Below are 25,313 nucleotides of genomic sequence, written 5' to 3'. Positions count from 1 at the left end.
GAAGGAGGACCGAGCGTTATGAAAAGCTATTTTTATAGCTTTTTAGCGAGGGGCCAGATTGTAGGGTAGGTTTTAAGCGAGAATTGGAGACAGGAAAGGAGAATCCTAAAATTAGTTTGTGGCTAAAGAAACCGCAGAGGTTGCTGAGGTTGGCGCTGAGGACGCAGAGTTGAGAGAAACTTTGGGATCTTTGCGCGACCTTGGCATCTTGGCGGTTAATTGCACCAAGACAATCAGACCATTAGTTGAGAGGTAACAAAAAATACCGTGGCGAGCGTTGCGAATATCGTTGCGGTCGTAGCGTGAACTTATTTTGAATGAAATAAGATTGAAATAATGGACGGCATATTACAAATCAACGAAGATTTTTGTAAATTGATTTTTGTACAGGAAATAGCGATGGATGTGCACTTGAAGCATACTGTTCTTGCCTAGAACCTTTTGAAATGGAACCATTATCACCTGCAAAACTTGTCGAGTCCTATATCGAATACTACAATGAGATGAATGTATGGGGCATGCTCAGTTGCTTACACGATGATATTGTATTTGAAAATTATTCGAAGGGTGTATTGATGCTTCGTTTAGAGGGAATTCAGGCTTTTGAAATACAAGCAGAAAAAGCCTGTACCTTTTTCAATTGGAGAAAACAGACCATCTTGAATTGGCAGATCTCCGAGAATGAAATCGTTATTACCATTGATTACCATGCACAGTTAGCCATGGATTTTTCCAGTAGGATGAAAGCTGGGGATGAATTGAAACTCACAGGAACTTCTACCTTCCACTTCAAAGATGGATTGATCAGCTCTATCAAGGATGAAAGTTAAAAGCCAGTAAGGCTTGTAGCAAACACATGTGGTTTTTAGCCCTGTGCCGGTTTTGTTCTTCGTATTGGATCGAATAATAAATATTACCATTGAGATAATCCGCCAAAAAACGGAAGCCCATGATACAGGTCATCATTTGTCCTCCAAATACCAACGAAGCCTTCTCATCGTCTGTCAAGACTTGATTTCCACCAGCTAGGAAACCCTCCCAAAGTGCCCGATACTTTATAGGATCCACACCAATGGCCTGCCAATCGGTAGAGGACTCCGGTTGGGTACAGGCAACCGTACGCACCAAGTCTCCGAAATCATAAAAAGCATACCCTGCCATGATGGTATCCAAGTCAATCACAGCTATCACTTGTTGTCTATCCTTGGAATAGATCAGATTATTGATTTTCGTATCGTTGTGCGTCACACGCTGAGGTACACGTTGAATCCATGACTTATATTCCTGAACCAAAGCCGTTTGCCCCAAATAAAAATCTATCAATTCCTGAAGTTCGTCATCAATTGCTCGCCGGGTGGTTCCAACTGCATCTAGTAATTGTTGAAAACGTAATTCTAAATCATTGAATCCGGGAATGATTGCTTCAAAAATGACTGTCTCCATGGAAGCACATGCCGCTATAAGGCCTGCAAAAGCTTCTGCTGCCAAAAAAGCCTCAGTTGTATGGTTTATTTCTTCCAAACAGACCCCATCTACAAAAGGACTAAGCCGAAAGAGCGATCCCTCCACGTTAGTAAAAAGTTCCCCATTTTGGTTAGGTATAGGCAAGGGCAATTCAAAGGGTAAATCTTTTCCTTTCAAGCCCTCCTTCACCAAGGCGTGATTATGGGAAATTTTCTGCGGATTGGTGAAAACCTGCACATTCAATTGCTGCAAAACATACCTGCCTTCGTTTGAAGTAATCTTATAAGTCTGATGAATATGACCAAAACCCAAAGGTTGTACAGAATCAATACTACACTTATAAGCATCCTGAATAGGTTTGAGCCAAGAATATGCCTGCATGAGAATTAAATTGAATCCAAAAGTATAGATTGTTGAAGAAATAACCGCATTTTTGATTTCCTGAAAATTTTTAGCCTGCAAAAGAGTTGTTCCATTTGCAGGTACTGGTAAAATTCTTACATTAGTGAAATTTATTATAAAAGTTTGGGTTTGAATTATAAAATTTTAAACAAACTTTAACCCCATACCTGTTACACTATGAATATTTCCATCATTGATTGGGCCATCATTGCTGCCTTTTTTGTGATTTCCATGCTCATCGGAATCTACACCTCCAAGCAAGCAGGAAAATCCGCCAAAGATTTTTTCTTATCCGGGAGGAACATGCCTTGGTGGTTGTTAGGTGTTTCCATGGTAGCTACTACATTTTCGGCTGACACTCCGAATCTAGTTACAGACATTGTCCGAAAAAATGGAGTTTCTGGCAACTGGGTATGGTGGGCGTTTTTGCTGACAGGGATGTTGACAGTATTTGTTTATGCCAAATTATGGAGACGATCGGAGGTTACTACCGACTTGGAGTTTTATGAAATGCGCTATGGAGGTAAACCCGCTGCCTTTTTACGGGCATTTAGGGCCATTTACCTTGGAGTATTCTTCAATGTGGCTATTATGGCAACGGTTTCCTTGGCCGCTATCAAAATCGGTGGGGTGATGCTTGGTTTAGAGGCATGGGAAACTTTATTATTAGCATCTATTGTAACCGTTATTTACAGTTCCTTGGGGGGATTGAAAGGAGTATTGCTCACAGATTTCTTTCAGTTTTTCATTGCAATGGCAGGCGCCATTGGAGCTGCATATTACATCATTGATCTCCCGCAAATCGGAAGCCTCGATGCATTGCTTACACACCCCAATGTATCAGACAAACTGAATATCCTACCAGATTTCAGTGATATGAACTTGGTCATTCCTTTACTCATCATGCCGTTGGCCATCCAATGGTGGGCTACATGGTATCCAGGAGCAGAACCTGGAGGAGGAGGCTACATCGCCCAGCGGATGTTGTCAGCCAAAGATGAGAAAAATGCCATCGGAGCTACTCTCTTTTTCAACATTGCTCACTATGCTTTAAGACCTTGGCCTTGGATCATCATTGCCTTGGCATCTTTAATTGTTTTTCCACAAATCTCAGACTTAAAGGAAGCATTTCCTGCCATTGCTGATGATAAATTAGGAGATGATTTGGCCTATTCGGCCATGCTGACCTTTCTGCCAACAGGATTGATTGGAATTGTGTTAGCCTCTTTGATTGCCGCAGTTATGTCCACCCTTTCCACCCATCTCAATTGGGGTTCCTCTTACATCGTGAATGACTTCTATCTGCGTTTCTGGAAACCTGAGGCCACAGACAAAGAATTGGTGTTGGTGGGTCGGGTATCCACCGTTTTGTTGATGGTGCTTGCCGCTATTTTTGCACTTGCACTTTCCAATGCTCTGCAGGCATTTCAGGTGTTGCTTCAAATTGGAGCAGGTACAGGCTTGATATTTATCCTCCGATGGTTTTGGTGGAGAATCAATGCCTACACCGAAATCTCTGCTATGGTGATATCTTTTGCCATTGCCTTATACTTTGAATTTGTCAATCCCAAGGTAGGTTGGATAGACATTCCTGCTGATCAAGAATACCTTAAAATTTTATTCGGAGTTGGTATAACCACGATAGTTTGGGTAGCTGTTACGCTATTGACCCAACCCGAAGACGATACCATTTTACTCGCTTTCTACAGAAAAGTAAAACCAGCAGCTTTTGGTTGGAAAAAGCTGCTGGATAAATATCCACAAGAAAAACAGGAAACCGGTAGATTGCCAACAGAAATTGGCTTGATGCTCGTGGGTTCCATCATGGTCTATGCAGCGCTCTTTGGTGTAGGTTTTTGGATTTATGGAATGACCAACTTTGCAATCATAGCAAGCATGCTTGCTATGACCGGAGGTTTTATCATTATCAAAAGCTGGAAGAGCTTACGCTAATTTTCTTCGCAGCTTAGCGATATAAAACCCGTCAAATCCTGACTCTTGCGCCAATACCTTTTGGTCTTCAACCAATTCAAAATCTTTTCCCTTGTCGGACGCGAGAAACTTCTCCACCTGCAACTGATTTTCTACCGGTAGGATACTACAAGTAGCATACACCATTAATCCACCTGGCTTGAGCATTTGGGCATAACTTTGAAGAATGTCCTGCTGGATTTTCTGAACTTCTTCTACAGAGGTAGGAGTCAGTTTCCATTTGGTGTCCGGATTACGTTTAAGCACTCCCAATCCCGTACACGGAACATCCAATAGCACCCTATCGGCTGATTCTTTCAGTCGCTTGATGGTTTTATTTCCCTCAATCACTCGGGGTTCAATGATGGAAATCCCATTTCTTCGGGCCCTTAGTTTTGTGTTTTGTAATTTCCAACCATGGATATCCATGGATAAAATTCTACCCTTGTTTTCCATCAAGGCTGCTAAATGAAGGGATTTTCCTCCTGCACCCGCGCAAGCATCGATTACCCGCATCCCGGGCTCGACTTCCAAAGCTGCTGCTACCAATTGGGAGGAAGCATCCTGAACTTCAAATAAGCCTTCTTTAAATGCAGGGTTTCTGAATACATTTTGCCTCTTGGCCAATACCAAGGCGTCTTTATAACCTTTAGGAGCATAGGTTTCAATACCATCTTCACGCAAGCGCTTCATCAGTTGCTCTCGAGAAATTTTCAAAGTGTTGACACGAAGGACCACTTCAGCTTGTTGGTTGAGGGTATCGATTTCCTCATCCCATTTATCTCCCAGCAAAGAAGCGCCCAACTCATCCAACCAGTCGGGAATGGATTGTTTGACAGCTCTGCTATCAACTTTTGCATAAGCTTCTTTAATTTTGTTGGGATCTATGCCTTTGAATTCCTCCCAAGCAGGTAATTGATTCCCTTGAAGAAGCCAGTAGGTTCCAAACATATGATTCAAGTCTTTGGAAGGAGACAAGGTTTCTATCAAACGCTTCCAACGGACCATTTCATAAACGGTCTCTGCGATAAAACCACGATCGCGCGCACCCCATTTGGGGTTAGACTTTAGAATACGCTCAATGACTTTATCAGCATATCGTTCTTGGTAAAAAATCTCATCCAAAGCAGCAACTACTGCTCTCACTAAATTAGGGAATAACTTCATAGTGCAAAGATAGGTAATTGTACACGTCAATGAGAATTATGCCATCCATTTGTTAAATCTTCCGTACTTTTGGGTATGGGACAGAAAAAATGCCCGCATTGCGGAGAATGGTCTAGCTGGACTGTTAACATCAATGATGCTTGTGAACACTGTGGACAAGCATTGGGAGGAAGGGATTTGGAATACCATCAAAAAAGAGAGGCGGATACCAAAGCCAATCAAGAACAATGGATTTTCCATATCAAAGAAACGGACAATGATGCCGTGGTCCTTCTCAAAAAAGTAGGAAATTTCTTTTACACCATTTATATGGCCATCATCACCTTTTTGGCTTGGTTGGTTGCAGTACTTCCGGGCTAATGAGCGTACTGAAAAATCCTTTTTTTTGGATTGCAGGACTAGTCTTTGCGCTTAACCAGTACATTGAGCGTATCCTGAACATCCATATACCCTATATACATGCTTATTTGGACGATTTGTTAGCTATGCCTGTGATACTAGGTATTACTTTGCAAGTTTACCGCTGGATTCATCCTTTAAAAAATGCTTTTATATTCACTAAGGCTCAAACTTTTGTAGGTTTTGCTTACATTTCATTTATTTTTGAGTGGTTTCTTCCCCGATTTTCCGCTACCTATACAGCCGACCCTTGGGATGTGGCCTGCTATGGTATTGGAACGCTTGTATTTTATCATTTCATCAACAAAGCAGCAAACACATGAGTATTCGGTCGCTTTATCAACAGTACACAAATCAATTGTCTACAATTTACTCTGAACAAGAAGCAGGTGAATTAACCATTTGGCTGTTCGAGCACTTTCTGGGGTTCAAAAGAATAGATGTGCTGCAAAACTCCTTGCTAGAAGAAATTCCTCAAGCTATGGAAAAAGCCTTAGAGGAATTGATGCAGCAAAAGCCCATTCAATATATTTTAGGTAAGGCACCCTTTTACGGAAGGGAATTTCAAGTATCCCCTGCTGTCCTAATTCCCCGCAATGAAACGGAAGAATTGGTGCATTTAATTAGTAAAGAAAACACAATCCCGAACCCATCTATTTTGGACATCGGCACGGGTTCGGGCTGCATTCCCATTTCTTTAGCCTTGGAAATTCAAGGAGCAAATGTACATGCATTGGATATCTCAGAAGAAGCTTTGGCGGTAGCCAAGAACAATGCAAAGCATTTAAACGCCTCTGTGGCTTTCTATCGGATTGATATTTTGAATGAAGCAATTCCTGTGGATAACCTGGGTATCATCGTCAGCAATCCACCTTATGTCAAGCATTCTGAAAAAGAGCTGATGCAGCCCAATGTCCTAGCTCATGAGCCTCATTTAGCACTCTTTGTGTACGACGAAGATCCCTTACTGTTTTATCGGGTGATTGCACAAAAGGCAAAGAATTCTTTAAAATCAGGTGGCAAACTGTATTTTGAAATCAATGAAGCTTTGGGCAAAGAGACCGCCGAGTTACTTTCCAAAGAAGGTTATCAACAAATACAAATCCATCAAGACTTGAATGGAAAGGAGCGAATGATTTCTGCGGTTTTTACCGAAGCAAGGTAGAACGCTTGCTTCCAAATTCAAAAGAGCTGCATCTTTTAACAAGCTTATCCACAGTTTTCTAAAGAAATAAGTTTTTTTAAACAAACTCTCCCAACCAAAATAACTGATTAGATTTAAATTCTGTACTGCCTTCTTCCAACTCCAGCATGGTCGCATGCTTGATAACAATCAAATCCACTCCCTCCGGACCCTTTACTTCAACAAATGTACCTTCGGGTGCATGTATTTGGATTTGAGTGCCTTCAGCAAACCACTTTTTGAAATATCCAGACTTGATGGGAAAATAACGCAGTGGCGCATCCCAAATCACTATATCTAAAAACTCCATAAACGGGACCAAATCCTCCGCTTGCTGATGTGGATAACCGATAATGTTGACAGCACCATGTTTGGTAGCCATCAAGTATTGGAGACCTTCTTGGAGGAACTCCTGATTGTTGACTCCAATAAATTTTACCGGATATTGCTCCTCCAACAGGTGATAGTTGGCCTGTTGATAACCCATTTCAGCCAAAATTAAGTCTATTTTGATTCCCCAAGAAATGACCTGATCCACTTCTGTTTGAGCTACCAATACCGTAGGTACCCACTCCAATAAGGGAGCAACTTGATCAAAACTCAAACCTTTCGTGGAAAGGATGAGCAGGGCAGGTTCTTGCTGTTCTTTGACAAAATGATGAGAGGACATAGCTGCTTGATTATTGCCACAAATTACTAAAAAATTGACGAGCATTCCCATAAGCAAGCTTCTCCAATTGTTTTGTGGATAAATCCGTTTTTAATCGCTCCAAAATGGATGGATACTTACTAGCGTTTTCCACATTGGGAAAATAAAATGGCAGCCTCATTTGGTCGGGCCAATCTTTGGTATAAAAAAAATCTGCTCCAAAAGCCATCTGCTCTTCAGCCCCATTTTGAAAACCATAGATTAGATGTTCATATACTCGATCAGGATTTTCATCATCCAAAAAAGCTCGTAGAAAGTTGATTCCAATCAAGCCTTTTCTGTGGATAATTTCTTTGACAAATTCGTCCGTTAGATTCCGCTTATGATTCCACAACGAACGGAAGTTGGAGTGGGAGGCAATCACAGGAATATCTAAGCCATGGGCATCAATATGCTTCAAAATACCCTCTGCCAATAGGTCTGAGGTATGGGATAAATCAATGGCAATTGTTTTGCCCACAATATAATCAAGCAATCGCTTTCCATCATCCTTCAAGCCAACACCCTCCGTATAATTTCCTCCACCAAAACGGTTTTCTGTATGATGCGTCAAACTGATATAAGCAATTCTGCCCGTTAGTTTCAAAATATAATCCAGGGTCTCAAAAGCTTTGGAAATGGGCACAAGTTCTTCTGCCAGTCCTGCTGCATTTTCGATTGCTACTACGGTACCGATTTTTTGTTGGCAGGAAAAGTTATTCAAAAAATCTACATCAGCCCGCTGCAAGTCCTTAGCAAAAAACATCTGCATCTCCCGATATTTGAATGCCTGCTTAATCCCCAATTCCATACTACCTTTTCGGACATCCGTGTAAATGGCACAGACTTGCATCCGTACATTCCCTTCCTTTAACAAAGGGATGGCACAGGCAATATCTGATGCATTGGCAGGGTTTGCATGTGGCACATTGGCCAGGTAGGACAACATATCACAATGCAGATCAATAATGGGAAGATTCATATAAGGGTGATTATTTACCCACAAAGGTCCATGATTTTTAAGAGATAAAAAATTGGTTTAAACAAATACGGGGCTTTTCTTTGTTTAACGGAAAAAATAAGAAGCCAATGCCAATAGCTAAACCCATCAACTTTCATCAATGGATTGAAGACAACAGACACTTACTGAAGCCGCCTATCGGCAATCAGGTCATGTACCAGGGCAACGATGATTTCATTGTGATGGTCGTAGGCGGTCCAAATTCAAGAAAGGATTTTCACTACAACGAAGGAGAGGAGTTTTTTTACCAAGTGGAAGGTGATATCGTCCTGAAAATAGTGGAAGATGAACAGGTTCGGGATATTGAAATCAAAGCTGGAGAAATGTTCTTATTACCGGCTCGTACTCCTCACTCTCCGCGCAGACCAGCCAACACCATTGGCTTGGTCATGGAGCGCTATCGAAAGCCTGGAGAGAAAGATGGTTTTATCTGGCACTGCGAAAATTGCGGCAATAAGTTGTACGAAGAATATCAAGAAATCACCGACATTGTCAATCAGCTTCCACCCATCATGGAGCGCTTTTGGTCCAATCCGGCACATACGACCTGTGGAAAGTGTGGGACGGTGATGAACAAAGGATGAAGGAGGAGGGATGAAGAAGTGATGCGAGAGGCGAGAAGCGAGAGACGAGAAGCGAGAAGCGAGAGTTTAGAGACAAGAAACAAGAGGCAAGAAGCAAGACATTTTGATTTTAGATTTAAGAAGGTAGATTTTAGATTGGATAAAAAATGCAAAACACTGCGACTTTGCGCCATTGCGTGAAACCCTAGCGACCTTTGCGCAGAATCTTAGCGGTCGTTGCGAGAAAACCTCATCCGTGCAAATCTGTGGACCTTTTCTAATTTTAGTCCGTGTAGCTATATGTATCATAAAGTTGATTTTAAATTTTTGAACCTACATAGAAGCTAAGTTGTATATTTGTAATACATGAAAAGACTTTACATAATAGCTGGCTGTAATGGGGCAGGAAAAACCACAGCATCCTACACTATTCTACCTGAAATACTGTCATGTAAAGAGTTTGTAAATGCAGATGAAATCGCCAAAGGAATTTCTCCATTTCAACCTGAAAAAGCAGGAATTGAGGCAGGTAGATTGATGCTAAAAAGAATAAATAAATTATTAGAAGCTGGTGAAAATTTTGCTTTTGAAACCACTCTATCCACCAGGAGTTACGTAAATTTTGTTGAAAAGGCAAAAAGCTTCAATTATCATGTAACCTGTTTATTTTTCTATCTTGATTCCCCTGAATTAGCTATTTCAAGAGTAAAAACACGTGTTAATGAAGGTGGCCACAACATACCAGAAGATGTAATAAAAAGAAGATACAAAAGCGGAATAGAAAATTTCTTTTCCTTATTTATGAACAAAGTAGATAACTGGCTTTTTGTTAATAATTCAGGAGATTCCTATGAAATAATTGCCGAAGGTTCTGGAATTAAAGTTGCTGTGTATAACAATAAATTATGGGATAAACTAAAAAATCGATGATATGCTTACAGATGAAGAATTAAAAGAAGAAAGGGAGAAAATTATTAAAGGTCTTGAAGAGACTTATAGAAGAATGATTGAGTTTAAGAAAGCTAAAAACAGTCCTATTATAGTCGTCAGAGAAGGAAAAATTGTAGCCCTCGACCCATTTGATGTCCCAGCAACAACCACCTATAAAAGAAAAACAGAATAGACGATTTAAAAACTTCTTTATTATTATCTAAAACGATAAAGTCCCACGTTCTTTCCCTTTTTGCAGGATCAAGCTTTTTGGTCGGCTACCGACAAAGAAGTTGATGATATTTTGCTGTCCGGGGAATTGTTCGATTAGAATGTCGGATTGGATAATCACCTTTTTTGGAGCTGAAACCCGTTGAGCTTCCAGGTAAAACCAAGCAGCATCTTCCTCCACTTCATAACCTAAGTATACCAACTTTACCTGTTGATTATTGACGATAATCTGATTGTGCTTCAGCAAATACCCCTCAACCATTTGCTCCAATTGCTCTTGACTCTCAGGCTTTAAGAAATTTACTTTTGTTTGGTGTAATTCACCTAACGCCACTTCTAAGTCATCCCAAAAAATTTTCTGCGCGATCTCCAAAGTCTTCTGTCGCTCATTGTAGCGGATTTCCGTCAAGCTGATGTAAAAAGGATGCGACAACAGCTGAAAGGAAAATAAGAGAACGAAAATGAAATTTAGTGGCATTAGATTGGCTTTATTTATTTTCTTTGCAAGTTAATTAATATTCGGAAGCCGCAGCTTTCTAATTTTACAAAACAGCACATGAATCAGTTTCAGTTATACTTTCAATTAGGTATTCAGCATATTTTGGATTTGGACGGTTTTGACCACATCCTATTTGTCATTGCATTATGCGCCATTTACTTGGGTCGGGATTGGAAAAAGATTATCATCTTGGTGACAGCCTTTACCGTGGGACACTCTATTACCTTGGCTTTGGCTACTTTGAATGTGATCAAAGTAAATTCTGACTTAATTGAATTCCTAATACCAGTCACGATTGCTATTACGGCCGTCAGCAATATCCTCAAACCCAAACCTAGCAATGGCAGAGGTGTTCAAGTTAACTACTTCTTTGCCTTATTCTTTGGATTGGTCCATGGTTTAGGTTTCAGTAATTACTTGCGATCCTTACTAGGGAAAGAGGCTTCTATTTTTCAACCGCTATTGGCCTTCAACTTAGGGTTGGAAGTTGGACAATTAGTAATTGTGGGGATATTTTTGGTTGCGGCTATGCTTTTAGTGGGAGTTATCGGTATTAACCGCAAGGATTGGACTTTGGTGATTTCTTCCGTTGTATTGGGGATGGCCATTATGATGATACTGGACACTAAATTCTGGTAATCAAAAAAATCAGCCTTTTCTGTAAAAAACTACTCGATTCCAACATCTTGTAGTAACTTGCTGTTTCGATCAACGAAGCATTTACTAACCTATATGAAAAAACATGTACTCCTAGGAGCTTTGGCAGCTGTTATTTTTTCCCTGCCTGCACATGCCCAACGAACAGAGCAAAATCATGCAGAGCGGTTTGAACAGTTAGGAACCGAATTGCGCTCCCCTAATGTATACAGAACTGCTTCAGGTGCACCCGGTCACATGTACTGGCAGCAGCAAGCCAACCATGAGATTGAAGTGGAACTGAATGATGACAATCAATCCATCAAAGGCTGGCAAAAAATTACTTATATCAACAATTCCCCAGATGAATTGAAGTACCTCTGGATTCAGTTGGATCAAAATGAGCGGGATAAAGATTCCAATACTCCTAAAATTGCCGAGAGTCGAATCAACCCACGCATGAATTTGCGTCAGTTGGAAAGCATCTTGTGGCATGACATGGATTTGGGACTTAAAATCAATAACGTCAAAAATCTTGCAGGTGAGGACATTCCTGTTACGATCGTCAAAACGATGATGCGAGTAGATCTTCCTCAGCCATTGAAACCAGGCGAAACAACAGAATTCACCATGGACTGGAGCTTTAATATCCACGATAGAATGAGCTTCATTGGTGGCCGTCCAGGCTATGAGTTTTTCCCGAAAGACGGTAACTACCTTTATACCATGGCAGAGTGGTTCCCAAGAATGGCTGTTTATTCCGATTTTGAAGGCTGGCAGCACAAGGAGTTTGTGGGAAGAGGTGAATTTGCTTTGGTATTCGGAGATTACAAAGTAAAAATCACTGTACCTGCTGACCACATGGTAGGTGCTACAGGTGTACTCCAAAATCCAGAGCAAGTACTGAGCAGTACGGAACTTCAGCGGTGGGAACAAGCAAAAAAGACCTATGACAAACCAATTGTCATCCGTACCCAAGCGGAAGCCGAGCGCTTGGAAAAGCAGAAAGCGAGAGATAAAAAAACATGGGTTTTTCATGCTGAAAACGTAAGAGACTTTGCTTGGACTTCATCCAGAAAATTTATTTGGGATGCCATGGCCGTGAAGCAAGGCGGAAAAGACGTGATGGCTATGTCATACTATGGTAAAGAGGGGAATCCTCTTTGGGAACAATATTCCACACGAGTGGTAGCCCATACGCTTCAATCTTATTCTGCACGCACCTTTGATTATCCATACCCGGTAGCTATTTCTGTGGAAGGTTCCAATGGTATGGAGTATCCGATGATTTGCTTCAATTACGGCAGACCTGACGAAGACGGCACATACACTGATGCTGTTAAATATGGAATGATTTCCGTAATAATCCACGAGGTAGGCCACAATTACTTCCCGATGATTGTAAATTCGGATGAGAGACAATGGTCTTGGATGGATGAGGGCTTGAATACCTTCTTGCAATATTTAGCAGAGCAGGAGTGGGATAGAAATTACCCTTCCAGAAGAGGGCCGGCACATAAAATTGCCCCTTATATGGCTTCTGAAAAAAGATTATTGGAGCCTATCATGACCAATTCTGAAAACATTATCCAATTTGGACCCAATGCTTACGCAAAGCCTGCCACTGCTCTAAATATTCTTCGAGAAACCATTATGGGAAGAGAGCTATTCGATTTTGCGTTCAAAGAGTACGCTCAGCGTTGGATGTTTAAGCACCCAACCCCAGAAGATTTCTTCCGCACCATGGAAGATGCCTCTGGAATTGATTTAGATTGGTTTTGGAGAGGTTGGTTCTTTGGAACAGAGCCTGTGGATATTTCTATAGAGCAAGTTCGTTGGTTCAAATTGGACAACCGAACTCCAGCCCAAAAGAAAGCAGACGAACAAAAAGTAGCCGAACGTGAAGCCTATCACGTGGGTGTGGAGCGAAATGTAAAAGATATTCCTCAAACAGTGGTGGAAAGAGATCCTGCTACTCGAGATTTCTACAATAGCTATAATCCATTTACTGTCACACCTGATGATGAGAGGGCATACAAGGACTTTATGGATCGCCTAAGTCCGAAAGAAAAAGAGCTACTTAACTCTGGATTGAATTTCTACGAAATGACCTTCCGAAATGAAGGTGGTTTGGTAATGCCTTTGATTATTCAATTCAACTACACAGATGGCACTTCCGAAATTGAACGTATCCCAGCACAAATTTGGAGATTGAATGAAACTCAGGTGACCAAGGTCTTTGCTAAGAAAAAAGAAGTAAGCCATATCGTATTGGATCCTTTGCGAGAGACAGCAGATATTGACGAAAGTAATAACTACTGGCCGAGACAATTTGTGCCAAGCAGATTTGAAATGTTTAGAGGAGGAGGCGGTGCACGTGGCGTTTCCACTGGAGACAATCCAATGAGACGCGCTCGAAGCAGGAGATAAAATCTAAAAAAATCAAAAGCCCTGAAATTCAATTTTCAGGGCTTTTTTATTGTAAAGAAGTTTCACCCATTGGAACATAGCCAAATGGCATCAAATCAGCCACTCGCTCCCAAGCCATATATCCTTCGGTGTAAATACCTGAGGCAGGAAAATATCTCCCATCTTGTTCCAATCGGATTCTTTGTACCAATAAGATAAATTTGCTGATCTGATAAGGTGCACGAGCTTGACTGTAGCGCATACTAAAGGCAGTTTCTTCTGTTTCACGATTATATCGAACAAATATGGGTTTTCTGTAATGAAAGTACGCATTACCCTTTTCATCACGGAGCAATATGTCAGCAGCATGTACCTGCACATCTGAAACCTCTTCTCTGTAGAGCTGATCTTCTCCTTTTACCCTATTGACCAAAAAGACTTCAAAGCCTTCTCCTTCTAGTTTCTCCTGATACACCGCTTGCAAAAAATGCGTCATGCTGCCAAAGTATGCCCTATCCCGATTTTTGGATACCCGGCTCATCCTACGTGCTGGAACCTCTATTTCTTCAAAATAAGGGAATCCAAAGTAACTCCACCGCTCCTCTTTGGGGTTACACTCAAAGGATTGTAACACAAAACTAATCTGATACCCGAGATTGGAATTTTCTATGATAATCGGTTCTCTAGCAGAAACCAACAAATGACCTGGTTTAGTCTGATCATCCATAATCAGGACCTCTGTATTGAGGATCCTGCTGTTTTTCGCATTGATGCTAGAACCCAAAAAATAGTTTTCAAAAATCTTCAGATTAACATACCAAGATTTATCCCGTTTATCTTCCACCAGATTTTCCTTTAAATCAATCACTTCAGGGATCATGACAAGTTCCAACTGCAAAAGCTTTCCTTTCTCGACCAGTACCTGCTGTTGAAGGGTCTTGTATCCTAAAAAACTCACAATTAGTTCATACTCACCTGTAGGAATATTGGAAAGATTAAAGGCTCCTTGCAAATCAGTTACTGAGCCAAAAGTAGTATTGGAAAGAAAAACGGTTGCAAAAGGAAGCGGATCCTTCGTTTCTGCATCTATCAGCACACCTTTGATCTGCCCTTGTGCCTGTACCAGCACTGAAGTAAGCATGAAAAGAACTATGCAGCAACTAACCCGAATCATTCTTCTACACGGATAGTATGAATGCCAAAAATCGGTTGCCCTGTTTTGCTCATCCCCTCAACCATAATTTTAAGCTCTGTTTGTAAATCGTTTACTACGAATTCAAAATTACCCCTACCTTCAAAATCTGTTCCCAAATAAGGATTCCAATAGACTGTAGCATTCCAATTCGCCTTGAAAACATCTTTTTCGGGTCTTCCTTCTCCGACAATAGGAAATCTGAGAGATTCTTGATAGCCCCTAGCCAGAACTACATTTTCATTGGTGAAATTAGCTGTTGGATTAACTCTTCTAGTCAGGATATTGATTACTCCAGCTCCCTTTGTCTGAATACCCACAGCAGATTGGCTAGCGACAGAATTTAAAATATCTACCTGCTCAATATCTCTCATCATTATAGGAGCCACCATAAATCTATTGGCTACTACTCCATCAATGAGAAATAGCACTCCTGGGTTATTAGACTCATTTCTCATGGTAAACTGGGAACCTCTTAAGAAAATTAAAGGCGGATTTCCGATATCCATTGGATCCCCTACCATACTCATTCCAGGCACTCGACCCCTGATATATTGGAAAAAATTAAGATTTTCAAAACCTCTTTCGGGGATATCGAGTCGAATATCCGGCTGATTGGAGTAAAGAGATGTACGATCCGTAAAGCCAAATGTCCATGATTGTCTTTCTATGGTCATCGTATCCAAATCAATCACACGTTCATCCATCCTCGAATTTCGAAGCAATGCAAATCTTCGTACATCATCCAAACTTTGGGATTCTTCAACCCTCACAAAATTTGCTGAAAGTGTAGGCCCAGGTAAAGGTATCTGCTCTAAATCTACTTGAGAGGCCAGTAACATTTCTGCAGGGACTTTTTTGCCATCCATACCGATACGGCTAGCTACTACAGCAGCCTCACCTTGAAATAGTAACCCATCTAAGAAAAATCTTCCATTTTCTCCTACAACAGCAGAGGCCATTAATGAACTTCCTTGTTTTGGATAGATCAGGAACTCCAATTCTGTTCCTTTCTCCATATATCTCCCATCTTTTTTCTTGACAACACCACTCAATCTGATTCCCGGATTTTCATCCTGAATTGGCTCTGTTTGGGTGGAAAATCTTGATAAGGCCGTTAAACTCTGATTGGAAGCAATCAAATCATTCAATTCTTTGAGGGCGATATCAGAATCTTGTTCCAATAGCTGTTGAGAAAAGGAATATGGCGTATTCAATACTGACCCAATTTCCATCTCTGTCACAATGGTACTCATATCCTCCGGCCAACTGACCTGCTTGGAATCTACGACAGAAACAGAAAAATCAGCTTCCAAGCCTTCTCCGAATTCATCCAAAATAGTTAGCAATACCTGCACACGCTCTCGTGGCCGATAGGTTTCCTTATCTGTGGAAATCTTCAAAGTTGGAATCGCCTGTGGGTGAAAATACACCGGTCTCTCTGCAACAATATCCCCTTGCTCATTGAGGAGAGCAAAATCTGCCAAACCAGGCAAAAAGGATTCAGGGTCCAAGGTATGGACATTTTTCCCTTGCTCTAAAGATAAGATTTGCTCATAAACAGGCTTCCCATGTTGCAGACCAATTAACTGAAAGACAGCATTTGCTTGCTCTGCTGCCCGATCGATGATCAATTGATAATCACCATTGGAGGTATTCAGACCTATTCTTAGTCCGTTTTGATAGGGAAGTGGAAAAGATTTATTTTTGGCAATCGGTGTTCTGACCAAACTAACGGCACCTACTTCAGACACTCTGATGGGACGCTGAAAGGTATAATCAGACTCCCATGCACTCATAGACTCACTCTGTGCCAGCAATACATAATCCCCCTCAGGAATCTCTCCCAAGGCTATTTGCGCAGAACCCATCCCTTCATCCAACAATACGGCAGTTTGAAAAACGGATTCTCCGGTCTGTTGATTCTTGAACGCTAAATTTAATGTTTGACTAGTGGAAGGCTTCAACCCTTCCCTGGCCACCGCAGACCAAGCATAGGCCTTGATCCAAATAGTATCTTTTAAAAAGTAATGGGGTCGGTCGGTGTGTAAATACACCTTTTCAAAAGCAGGTGCATTGGGTATAGTGGTCGATTGCTCATCTTGTGCCCAAGCCTGAGCCTGTACAAACCAAGAAAAAACTAAAAAAACACAGAGATACTTCATATACCTGAGGATTAGAGATGTACCTTGCATTCACGAAAAAATTGGGTAAGAGGTTCTATTTTATATCATTTGCAAGATTATTGCAATTTTGAATTCTTTCATTAACCAACCCTCATTCAAATTCCTGACCAATTATGTAATCTATCAGCTCAGATAAAGGCCCCAATTCTTGCTGCGTAATTTCCCAAACAGCGCTTAACTTTATATTAAAATATTCATGAGCAACGAAATTCCGAAAAGACTTAATCTTATACCAAGGGTATGAATACTTTGTCAATATAGCTTCATCAATATGATTTATTGCTTCTCCAATTATTATAAATTGCATAAGGACTGCGTGGTGGATTAAATCATTTTTTTCAAAACTGTCTTTATCCACACCTTCCACAAATCTTCGAATAGTTCCTATGGCTTGTTGAATATGAAGTAGCCGAAGGCGACTAGTTAGCTTTCGGTCTTTCATAAATTAATTGTAAGTCTTTTTTGATTTCAGAAAGCAATTCAGGCTTTATTGTATCATAAAACCCTATATCCACTTTTCGCTTGAGGGATTCCTCCAATAGGTATTTAATCTCTGCTAAATCAAAATAAGAAAATTTATCATCAGTCTCAATTGCAATATCTATATCACTTGATGGCTTTAATTCATTTCTTGAAAATGAACCAAAAACCCAAGCTTCTTCGACTGCAGAAAAATTTTTCAGCACATCTGAGATAGAATCAATTGCTTTCAGTGATAATTCCATATACAAATAAATCAAAATTTCTCCATTACTCAACCTTAGAAAACTATATTAAAGTATTCTCTACCAGCTTGAAATTTTTTTCTGGTTTAGAAAATTTAGTTTTAGAAAATAATTCTTTCTTTCTAGAGCAAACCACTATTAGGTGAGTTTCTCTCTAACTGCCTCAACTCCCACATCCAATGCAATCTATGGAACTGTCCATAGGTTTTACTCCCTTGACGACCATTTCCAAATTATGAATCTTGTCACGGATATCCATATCGGTAAACATATCACCTGTCAAGCTATCCTTTAAACGTGCAATTTCTTGTTCTAAGCTAAGTTTTTGTTCTTCTGTCATTTTATTCGCAATTTTAACCTTACAAGGAGATTCTAATTTAAAAAGTTCTCACGATTTTCCACTGCCTTGAGGCAGAAGAAATTAAATTTTAGCACCCTATCCATGACTGATCCACAACTGCAAGAACTTATCCAGCTGCGAAAATACCTACACCAATACCCTGAAATCTCAGGTGAAGAGGAAAAGACAGCACAAAAAATACATGAGATTTTCCAGGAGATGGATGTGGATAAGTTCTACACACAACTTGGCAGCACAGGCTTAGCCTATGTTTTTGAAGGAGAACAAGCAGGACCTACTTCGCTGTTTCGATGCGAATTGGATGGCTTGCCCATTCTGGAAAACAATTCGAAAATCTCGCATAGCAGCAAGGTGAGCGGAAAGTCCCATGTCTGCGGACACGATGGACACATGGCTATCCTTACAGGTTTAGGGGCTTATCTCCAGGATAATAGGCCTACCAAGGGACGGGTTGTCTTGCTATTTCAGCCAGCAGAAGAAATAGGAGAAGGTGCTCAAGCTGTGTTGGAAGACCCTCGGTTCAAAGAAATTCACCCAGATTATGCCTTTGCACTTCATAATTTACCTGGCTATGATTTGCATCAGATGGTCATCAAAGAGGGAGCTTTTGCTGCCGCTTCTGTTGGAATGATTGTCAAATTTACCGGTTGGAATTCCCACTCAGCTCATCCAGAAGCGGGAAAATCTCCTGCTAAAGCACTTTCAGAATTGATTCTTGGACTGGAAAAACTACCCGAGGAATTTGAAAAATTCAGCCTCGTGACTGTCATCCACGCAAAGTTGGGAGAAGTAGCCTTTGGTACGACTCCAGGAGAGGCCGTGGTCATGGCTACCTTGAGGGGTTTTGAAAACGAGGTTCGGGATGCCTTGGTAGCAAAAGCTTCCGATCTTGCCCAGGCATTAGCATCTACCCATGGATTGAGTTGTGAGATGGAATTCACTGAAAGTTTCGCTGCAACACACAACGATGCGGAGGCAACCGCTTTAGGGGTTCAGGCAGCAGAAGCGCTCAACCTTTCTATCCTTCATGCCAGCCAACCCTTCCGATGGTCAGAGGATTTTGGCCTTTTTTCTACCCATACCAAAACCCTGCTATTCGGTCTAGGGTCCGGGACCAGTCAACCTCAATTGCATGAACCTAATTTTGATTTTCCAGATGAAATCATCCCCACGGGTGTAGGCATATTCAAAAAAATCATCGAGTTGATTCATGAATAATACCTGAGTTTGTTTGTAAATATTTTCTTACATTTCACCTGTGAAACTATTCAGCCAATTTTTTTTGCTTTATATACTCCTCATGATGGTCTTTCCTCCACATGCCATGGACCATTGTGAGCATGAAGAAACGCACACTGAAATAAACACACATCAACACGATACCCATGAGCATCCAGAAGGAAATTGCTGTCCTCCTTTTTCGCTCTGCAAGCATTGTTCCCTATTTGCACCGCTTACCATCTCCCCAAATTGGGCGATTGTCAGCAGCACTTTTACGATAGAAAATCATCCTACCATCCCATCGATTACCTTAAAAGAAAGAATTCACAACTTTTGGCATCCGCCCAAGTTTGCTTGATTTTTTAGCCCCCTTCCAACTACACGCCTGCCTCTTCCGCTACTGATCTAACGGTCGATGGATGGGAATGCATGTCGTTGGATAAACTCAACAATTTTCCAGCATAATCCTTTTTCCAAGCATGAAAAATTTATTCTTAAGCTTGTTGTTAGTAATGCTTTGCTCACTTACATGGGCGCAAACGGCAAACTTACAGCTTCAAATTATTGATGAACATACGGATACTCCCATTCCTGGGGTACTTGTTAAAATTACAGGCACCAACATCGGGGGTGTAACCGATAGTGAGGGAATGGTTTCCTTCCAAAACTTGGCAGCAGGCACCTACCAACTTCAGATTTCCTTGATCGGTTATGAACGAAAACGGATGTCGGTAACACTGCCTACTGAAACGGCTATCACCGTCATCCATTTACATGAAGAACATGGAGATATGGATGAGGTAGTGGTGCAATCTACCCGCTCTTCTCGAACAATTGCCGACATTCCAACGAGAATTGAACTGATAGCGGGGGAAGAATTGGAGGAAAAGGCCAATATGAAACCCGGAGATATCCGCCTCTTGCTCAGTGAAAGTACTGGCATTATGGTTCAGGTCACCTCACCCACATCTGCCAACGCCTCCATTCGAATCCAAGGCTTGGATGGCCGCTACACCCAATTGCTCAAAGATGGATTTCCGCTGTATTCAGGAGCTGCATCCGGTCTTTCCCTACTTCAAATTCCTCCATTGGATTTACAGCAAGTGGAAGTATTAAAAGGGTCTGCTTCTACCCTCTATGGAGGCGGAGCCATCGCTGGTTTGGTCAATTTAATTTCCAAACGTCCTACGGAGGAAGGGGAAACTTCCTTTCTCCTCAATGGCACCAATGCAGGAGGATTGGATATTTCGGGATTTCATGGAAAGCGAAATGGAAAATGGGGCAGCACCATCTTCGCTGCTTATAATGCCAATAGTCCTTTTGACCCAGCGGATATTGGGCTTTCAGCTATCCCAAAGTTTCAACGCTACACCTTCAACCCCCGCCTATTTTACTACCCAAGCAAACAAACGAGCGTTGAATTTGGGATCAACATGAACCAAGAAGACCGAAAGGGTGGAAATATGGCGCTGTTACGTAATCAGGATGCTCCTGCGAATGCATTCTTTGAGGAGAATAGGAGCTTTCGGATCAACTCTCAGTTTCAATTGAATCATGAGCTCAGCGAAAACAGGCGTTTGCAAGTAAAAAATGCCGTGAATTTCTTTGATCGAAGTTTGACCACCAACAATTACCTTTTTCAGGGACAGCAATGGTCCAGTTTCAGCGAGGTCAACTACCAAGTGAATAACAAACAGAGTGATTGGGTGATCGGTGCCAATGTGTACACGGAGCAATTCATCGATATGGATCAGGTACTCGACAGAAGCTATCATATCCAAACCTATGGGGTCTTTGCGCAAAACACCTGGACTATTCAGCCACAGTGGATATTGGAAAGTGGCTTACGAACAGATTACGTACCAGAATATGGTTGGGCTGTACTACCAAGAGTTGCCATGCTTTGGAAGGCCAATGCAAACTTTAGCAGCCGGTTTGGGGGAGGCTTGGGATACAAAGCACCTACGATCTTTACCGAGGAAACAGAGCGCTTGCAATACCAAAACGTGCTTCCGGTCGAACCCAATACAAACGTCTTGGAGCGCTCCTATGGACTCAATTGGGATGTGAATTACAAAACCGGTCTATTCGATGATGCTTTATTTTTAAGTATCAACCACTTGTTTTTCTACACCTACCTAGACAGGCCTTTGTTTTTGGAGCCGGTTGGAAGCAGCATCAATTCCTTTCAACTGCTAAATATTGATGGGCATGTAGATACCCGAGGCATGGAAACCAATGTCAAATGGGAATGGAGAGATTTCAAATGGATGATGGGCTATTCCTACACCGATGCTCGAATCATCCGTCAAGGTACCAGCAACACGTATCCATTAACCCCAAAGCACAGAATTAACTCGGTTCTGTTTTATGAAGTTCATGATGAAATCAGGATAGGATGGGAGTCTTATTACTTCAGCCCTCAGCAATTGTCCGACGGAACTGTCGGGCAATCCTATTGGATTATGGGTTTCATGGCAGAAAAAATGTGGGAACGCTTTTCTGTGTACATCAACTTTGAAAACTTCCTAGACGCAAGACAAACCAGGTTTGATAGCATCTTCACTGGCACTATCAACAATCCCGTTTTCCGAGAAATTTATGCTCCTTTGGACGGATTCGTCATCAACGGAGGGGTAAAAATCAGGCTTTAACCAAAAAAGACTTGCAGATGCTCATCCCAAACATCTGCAAGTCTCTTTTTTACAATACCCTCATTTTATACAAGGCATTTGCGGGATTTTCCAAGTCTATGAGATAGCCATTGACAATGGCATAACGGAGTTTTCCAGACTCCTTAAGAAAGAAATTGGAATTCGCACCTGTTTTAAAAGCATTGCTGATACTTCCATTTTTCAAAACCTGAATGGGTAATTGATGCAATTCTTTGTCTAGTGCATTTTGAACCCTTACGGCTAAGTACCCTTCTTTTAAGAGTTCGAAGGCTTTTTCTGTTGTAATTTCAGAGAGATCCTTGAACGGGGTCTCATAGGTTTTGCCTTCCACTACTTTCAAGCCAGTCGCATCCAATTCATCGTATCCATAGAAAATGGACAAATCTCCTAAATCATCCACCACGGCATTGACGAAGTAATCTCCGTGGGCATCAGCCTCTCTTCTTCGAATACCCAGATCTACGGTATAGGTTTGTTCATCAAGTTCTAATGAAAGATTTCGAATGACCAAGTCCATCAAGCGCAAGGTATTGTCAGGAATCGCATAATACTCATCCAAGCTATAAGCCTCATAGGAGTTGTCCGCAATTTGTTCCAATGCGTGGAGCATGAGCATAAAATTATATTTTCGGATCACCTGCTTTTCGGGATCGTTAGGATAGCCACCAGATTCGATCAAAATCGTACTCGTTCCCCATTTTTGAATATTATCCCCAAATGCGCGTGGCTCAAAGGCATCATCGTATTTACCCACATGTCCTGGTTCAATTTGTTCCATCAAGGCATTCATTCCCACGATTACCTGCATGGCTCTTTTTCGCACGTCATTGACTTCCGTAGCATAATTATAAGCAGGTGCTAGGACAGATATGGTTGCAGGCTTACCTGTTTCCCCTACCGTGTAGTAGGTTTGCTGATCATGAAGATTAAACCCAAACATCGGTTCGAAGCTGTCACGTGCATTTTTCAAAATCGCGGCCTCGGGCGATGTCAGAGCCAATGCATCTCTGTTTAAGTCTATGTCAAAGGCATTTCTCCGAATCCACAAATCCATCCCATCTGGGTTGAGCATGGGGATAAATCGGAGGGTGAGCTTCGATTTTAATTTTGCCCGAAGTTCTTCGAAATCATCATTGGAACCTTCCAAAAAATTGAATAAATCAAACAAAGCCATGGTTGCTGTCGCTTCATTGCCGTGCATCTGAGACCACAAAAGAACCTTAGTAGGGCCAGTACCCATACTCATTTGATAAATGGACTTTCCAAGAATGGACTTTCCAACTTCTTCCACTTCAAATGCACCGCTTCTTCCTGTTACCAAATGAATAACATCCGCATATTTGAATCGACGATAATCCACAGAGGGCTCTTGATACTGTTCATACGCTTGCTCATAAACAGCAGCATCAATGGAAGGGGAGCTCAGCTTAGGTTCACAGGCAAAAATAGCCAAGGAAACGAACAAGAGTAGAAGGTTCGATTGATAGTAAATTTTCATAGCAGCCATAAGATTTTCCACCAAGGTAGAAACTTTCATAAAAAAATAAATTTACTTTTGTCTAAAACCCAAAAAATTCTCCATGAAACTCGAATTCTTTGTACGCGACCTTCCTTTAAAACACACCTTTACCATTGCCCATCAGAGTAGAGATGTGCAGGACACCATCATTGTCAGAATTTCAGATGGTGAGTTTTATGGATTAGGAGAGACCACTACCAATCCTTTTTATGGGATGACTGCTGAAAATATCTGCGAGCGATTGGAGGCAGCACGCGGACTTGTGGAAAGTGCTGTGTGGACAAGTCCGGAACATTTATGGGAATTGGGTCAGAAGATTTTTGTGGATAACCCTTTTGCGCAATGCGCCTTGGATTTGGCGGCATGGGATATCTTCACCAAAAAGCAGGGAAAGAAGCTCTATGAATATTTAGGTTTGCACCCTCAGCACATCCCCTTGACCAACTTCACGATTGGCATCGATACCATCGAAAAAATGGTTTCCAAGATGAAGGAAGTGGATTGGCCATTGTATAAAATTAAGCTAGGGACTGATCAAGATTTGGAAATCATCCGCGAACTCCGCAAGCATACCGCATCAACTTTCCGAATCGATGCCAATTGTGCATGGACGGCAGAACAAGCTATTCGCTATTCGGAGGAATTGGCTGCTTTGGGTGTGGAATTTATGGAGCAACCCTTGGGTAAGGATGACTTGGAGGGAATGAAAGAGGTGTACAAGTATTCCAAGTTGCCGGTGATTGCCGATGAAAGCTGCATTGTAGAGTCGGATGTAAAAAAATGCCACGGCCTTTTTCACGGGATCAATGTAAAATTAGTGAAGGCAGGCGGTATCACGCCCGGACTGCGAATGATTCATGAGGCAAAAAGTTTGGGAATGAAAACGATGGTAGGATGCATGACCGAGTCTTCTGTGGGCATCACAGCTATCGCGCACATAGCACCTTTACTAGATTATGTGGATATGGATGGAGCGATGTTGCTGGCAAAGGATATTGCCAAAGGAGTTCAGATCACCCCTACCTCCATCACCTTCCCTGATGGACCTGGAATCGGGGCGGAGTTATTAACTTAAATGTTTGAGTAAATATGAATGAAAACGAACTTGCAAAAAAGATTATTGGAATAGCAATTGAAGTTCATTCAGCTTTAGGGCCGGGATTATTGGAAAGTGCTTATCAACAATGTCTTTATTACAAAATAGCCAAATCTGGATTTAAAGTAGAAAAAGAAAAAGCAATGCCTCTTATTTTTGAAGAGGTAAAACTTGATTGTGGTTACAGAATAGATTTGTTAGTGGAGAACAAATTAGTAATTGAGTTAAAAAGTGTAGAAGCACTAACAGATGTTCACTTAGCTCAAACACTTACCTATATGAAATTGGGAGACTTTAAACTTGGTTTATTGATAAATTTCAATGTAACTCTTTTGAAAAATGGGATCCGAAGAGTTGTAAATGGGCTTGATGAAAAATAGCCTCATCCTATTTAACCGCAAAGATGCAAAGGTTGCGCAAAGAACTCAAAGAAAAACACAATTCCACCTCTACGAACGCTGCAGTTAACCTTCACAGCCAAGATCCAAAGGTTACCGAAAGAACTCTAAAAAAGACATAATTTAGCCTTTGCGAGCTCTGCGAAAAAACTTAGTGAACTCTGATGTTAATCTTCACTGCAAAAATGCAAAGGGTTACCAAAAGAACTCAAAGAAAGACAATAATTCCCCTTTGCGAACTCTGCGAAAAAACTTAGCGACCTCTGCGGTTAATCTTCACCGCAAAGATGCAAAGGTTGCGCAAAGAACTCTAAGAAAGACACAATTCCACCTCTGCGAACTCTCCGAAAAAACTTAGCGTACTCTGAGGTTTATCT

At 41.4% G+C, this 25,313-nt stretch carries 25 protein-coding genes; 14 read left to right on the top strand and 11 right to left on the bottom strand.

The features are described from left to right. Positions 1 to 446 precede the first annotated feature (446 nt). Positions 447 to 830 carry a nuclear transport factor 2 family protein gene (locus tag ACXIUD_RS09040; protein WP_458052304.1) on the top strand — a complete coding sequence of 128 codons (384 nt, stop codon included), beginning with the start codon at positions 447 to 449 and terminating at the stop codon, positions 828 to 830. Here ACXIUD_RS09040 and ACXIUD_RS09035 read toward each other — a convergent pair. Then, positions 814 to 1,845, bottom strand: coding sequence for a phosphotransferase enzyme family protein (locus ACXIUD_RS09035; protein WP_458052303.1), 1,032 nt, complete (start codon positions 1,843 to 1,845; stop codon positions 814 to 816). The genes ACXIUD_RS09040 and ACXIUD_RS09035 overlap by 17 nt on opposite strands. 198 nt (positions 1,846 to 2,043) lie before the next feature. Here ACXIUD_RS09035 and ACXIUD_RS09030 point away from each other — a divergent pair, with 198 nt between their 5' ends. Then, positions 2,044 to 3,819 carry a sodium:solute symporter family protein gene (locus ACXIUD_RS09030; RefSeq protein WP_458052302.1) on the top strand — a complete coding sequence of 592 codons (1,776 nt, stop codon included), beginning with the start codon at positions 2,044 to 2,046 and terminating at the stop codon, positions 3,817 to 3,819. On the opposite strand, the gene ACXIUD_RS09025 is transcribed toward ACXIUD_RS09030, so the two are convergent. After that, positions 3,811 to 5,004, bottom strand: coding sequence for an RsmB/NOP family class I SAM-dependent RNA methyltransferase (locus ACXIUD_RS09025; RefSeq protein WP_458052301.1), 1,194 nt, complete (start codon positions 5,002 to 5,004; stop codon positions 3,811 to 3,813). The genes ACXIUD_RS09030 and ACXIUD_RS09025 overlap by 9 nt on opposite strands. A 75-nt stretch (positions 5,005 to 5,079) precedes the next feature. On the opposite strand from ACXIUD_RS09025, the gene ACXIUD_RS09020 reads away from it, so the two are divergent. The 3 genes from ACXIUD_RS09020 to prmC are packed head-to-tail and all read left to right on the top strand — an operon-like array spanning position 5,080 to position 6,568. Beyond that, positions 5,080 to 5,364: a hypothetical protein gene (locus tag ACXIUD_RS09020; RefSeq protein ID WP_458052300.1), complete on the top strand. Its 285-nt coding sequence runs from the start codon at positions 5,080 to 5,082 to the stop codon at positions 5,362 to 5,364. Beyond that, complete coding sequence (locus ACXIUD_RS09015; protein WP_458052299.1) at positions 5,364 to 5,726, top strand: magnesium citrate secondary transporter; 363 nt, start codon at positions 5,364 to 5,366, stop codon at positions 5,724 to 5,726. The genes ACXIUD_RS09020 and ACXIUD_RS09015 overlap by 1 nt, the downstream gene beginning before the upstream one ends. Next, positions 5,723 to 6,568 (top strand): peptide chain release factor N(5)-glutamine methyltransferase, encoded by an 846-nt coding sequence (prmC, locus tag ACXIUD_RS09010; protein WP_458052298.1) that lies wholly within the window; start codon positions 5,723 to 5,725, stop codon positions 6,566 to 6,568. The genes ACXIUD_RS09015 and prmC overlap by 4 nt, the downstream gene beginning before the upstream one ends. A gap of 76 nt (positions 6,569 to 6,644) precedes the next feature. Here prmC and ACXIUD_RS09005 read toward each other — a convergent pair whose 3' ends face one another. Then, positions 6,645 to 7,256 (bottom strand): thiamine pyrophosphokinase, encoded by a 612-nt coding sequence (locus ACXIUD_RS09005; RefSeq protein ID WP_458052297.1) that lies wholly within the window; start codon positions 7,254 to 7,256, stop codon positions 6,645 to 6,647. Positions 7,257 to 7,266: 10 nt separating this feature from the next. Then, a complete protein-coding gene (locus ACXIUD_RS09000) occupies positions 7,267 to 8,256 on the bottom strand; it encodes a dipeptidase (RefSeq protein ID WP_458052296.1) in 990 nt (329 codons plus the stop codon). Positions 8,257 to 8,363: 107 nt separating this feature from the next. On the opposite strand from ACXIUD_RS09000, the gene ACXIUD_RS08995 reads away from it, so the two are divergent. The 3 genes from ACXIUD_RS08995 (at position 8,364) to ACXIUD_RS08985 (ending at position 9,981) form a co-directional block, all read left to right on the top strand. Next, positions 8,364 to 8,879, top strand: coding sequence for a 3-hydroxyanthranilate 3,4-dioxygenase (locus tag ACXIUD_RS08995; RefSeq protein ID WP_458052295.1), 516 nt, complete (start codon positions 8,364 to 8,366; stop codon positions 8,877 to 8,879). 345 nt (positions 8,880 to 9,224) lie between these two features. Beyond that, positions 9,225 to 9,788, top strand: a complete 564-nt coding sequence (locus tag ACXIUD_RS08990; protein WP_458052294.1) for a zeta toxin family protein — start codon at positions 9,225 to 9,227, stop codon at positions 9,786 to 9,788. A gap of 1 nt (position 9,789) precedes the next feature. After that, positions 9,790 to 9,981, top strand: coding sequence for a hypothetical protein (locus tag ACXIUD_RS08985; RefSeq protein WP_458052293.1), 192 nt, complete (start codon positions 9,790 to 9,792; stop codon positions 9,979 to 9,981). Between the two features lie 27 nt (positions 9,982 to 10,008). Here the strand turns inward: ACXIUD_RS08985 and ACXIUD_RS08980 are convergent, their stop codons facing one another. After that, a complete protein-coding gene (locus ACXIUD_RS08980) occupies positions 10,009 to 10,497 on the bottom strand; it encodes a DUF6702 family protein (protein WP_458052292.1) in 489 nt (162 codons plus the stop codon). Between the two features lie 78 nt (positions 10,498 to 10,575). Here ACXIUD_RS08980 and ACXIUD_RS08975 point away from each other — a divergent pair, with 78 nt between their 5' ends. Next, positions 10,576 to 11,157, top strand: coding sequence for a HupE/UreJ family protein (locus ACXIUD_RS08975; RefSeq protein ID WP_458052291.1), 582 nt, complete (start codon positions 10,576 to 10,578; stop codon positions 11,155 to 11,157). 93 nt (positions 11,158 to 11,250) lie between these two features. Next, complete coding sequence (locus tag ACXIUD_RS08970; RefSeq protein WP_458052290.1) at positions 11,251 to 13,584, top strand: M1 family metallopeptidase; 2,334 nt, start codon at positions 11,251 to 11,253, stop codon at positions 13,582 to 13,584. A 46-nt stretch (positions 13,585 to 13,630) separates the two neighbouring features. Here ACXIUD_RS08970 and ACXIUD_RS08965 read toward each other — a convergent pair whose 3' ends face one another. The 5 genes from ACXIUD_RS08965 to ACXIUD_RS08945 form a co-directional block, all read right to left on the bottom strand. Beyond that, complete coding sequence (locus ACXIUD_RS08965; protein ID WP_458052289.1) at positions 13,631 to 14,704, bottom strand: carboxypeptidase-like regulatory domain-containing protein; 1,074 nt, start codon at positions 14,702 to 14,704, stop codon at positions 13,631 to 13,633. A 29-nt stretch (positions 14,705 to 14,733) separates the two neighbouring features. Continuing rightward, positions 14,734 to 16,920 (bottom strand): TonB-dependent receptor, encoded by a 2,187-nt coding sequence (locus tag ACXIUD_RS08960; protein ID WP_458052288.1) that lies wholly within the window; start codon positions 16,918 to 16,920, stop codon positions 14,734 to 14,736. A 112-nt stretch (positions 16,921 to 17,032) separates the two neighbouring features. After that, positions 17,033 to 17,383: a HepT-like ribonuclease domain-containing protein gene (locus tag ACXIUD_RS08955; RefSeq protein ID WP_458052287.1), complete on the bottom strand. Its 351-nt coding sequence runs from the start codon at positions 17,381 to 17,383 to the stop codon at positions 17,033 to 17,035. Further along, positions 17,361 to 17,666, bottom strand: a complete 306-nt coding sequence (locus ACXIUD_RS08950; RefSeq protein ID WP_458052286.1) for a nucleotidyltransferase family protein — start codon at positions 17,664 to 17,666, stop codon at positions 17,361 to 17,363. Before ACXIUD_RS08950 ends, ACXIUD_RS08955 begins: the two co-directional genes overlap by 23 nt. A gap of 163 nt (positions 17,667 to 17,829) precedes the next feature. Beyond that, positions 17,830 to 18,006, bottom strand: coding sequence for a hypothetical protein (locus ACXIUD_RS08945; protein ID WP_458052285.1), 177 nt, complete (start codon positions 18,004 to 18,006; stop codon positions 17,830 to 17,832). 102 nt (positions 18,007 to 18,108) lie between these two features. Between ACXIUD_RS08945 and ACXIUD_RS08940 the strand changes: the two genes are divergently transcribed. Continuing rightward, positions 18,109 to 19,245 carry an amidohydrolase gene (locus ACXIUD_RS08940; RefSeq protein WP_458052284.1) on the top strand — a complete coding sequence of 379 codons (1,137 nt, stop codon included), beginning with the start codon at positions 18,109 to 18,111 and terminating at the stop codon, positions 19,243 to 19,245. A 482-nt stretch (positions 19,246 to 19,727) separates the two neighbouring features. After that, on the top strand, positions 19,728 to 21,902 hold the full coding sequence (locus ACXIUD_RS08935) for a TonB-dependent receptor (RefSeq protein ID WP_458052283.1): 2,175 nt from the start codon (positions 19,728 to 19,730) through the stop codon (positions 21,900 to 21,902). A 49-nt stretch (positions 21,903 to 21,951) separates the two neighbouring features. On the opposite strand, the gene ACXIUD_RS08930 is transcribed toward ACXIUD_RS08935, so the two are convergent. Beyond that, entirely contained in the window at positions 21,952 to 23,460 is a 1,509-nt protein-coding gene (locus tag ACXIUD_RS08930; protein ID WP_458052282.1) for a M14 family metallopeptidase, read from the bottom strand. 43 nt (positions 23,461 to 23,503) lie between these two features. Here ACXIUD_RS08930 and ACXIUD_RS08925 point away from each other — a divergent pair, with 43 nt between their 5' ends. Together ACXIUD_RS08925 and ACXIUD_RS08920 are read left to right on the top strand one after the other, a co-directional pair. Continuing rightward, the gene (locus tag ACXIUD_RS08925; protein ID WP_458052281.1) at positions 23,504 to 24,517 is read left to right on the top strand and encodes a dipeptide epimerase; all 1,014 of its coding nucleotides are present in this window, start codon (positions 23,504 to 23,506) and stop codon (positions 24,515 to 24,517) included. 14 nt (positions 24,518 to 24,531) lie between these two features. Then, a complete protein-coding gene (locus tag ACXIUD_RS08920; RefSeq protein ID WP_458052280.1) occupies positions 24,532 to 24,918 on the top strand; it encodes a GxxExxY protein in 387 nt (128 codons plus the stop codon). Positions 24,919 to 25,313 lie beyond the last annotated feature (395 nt).

The organism is Mongoliitalea sp., assembly GCF_054166905.1.
This window is presented reverse-complemented; position numbering and strand designations above follow the sequence as displayed.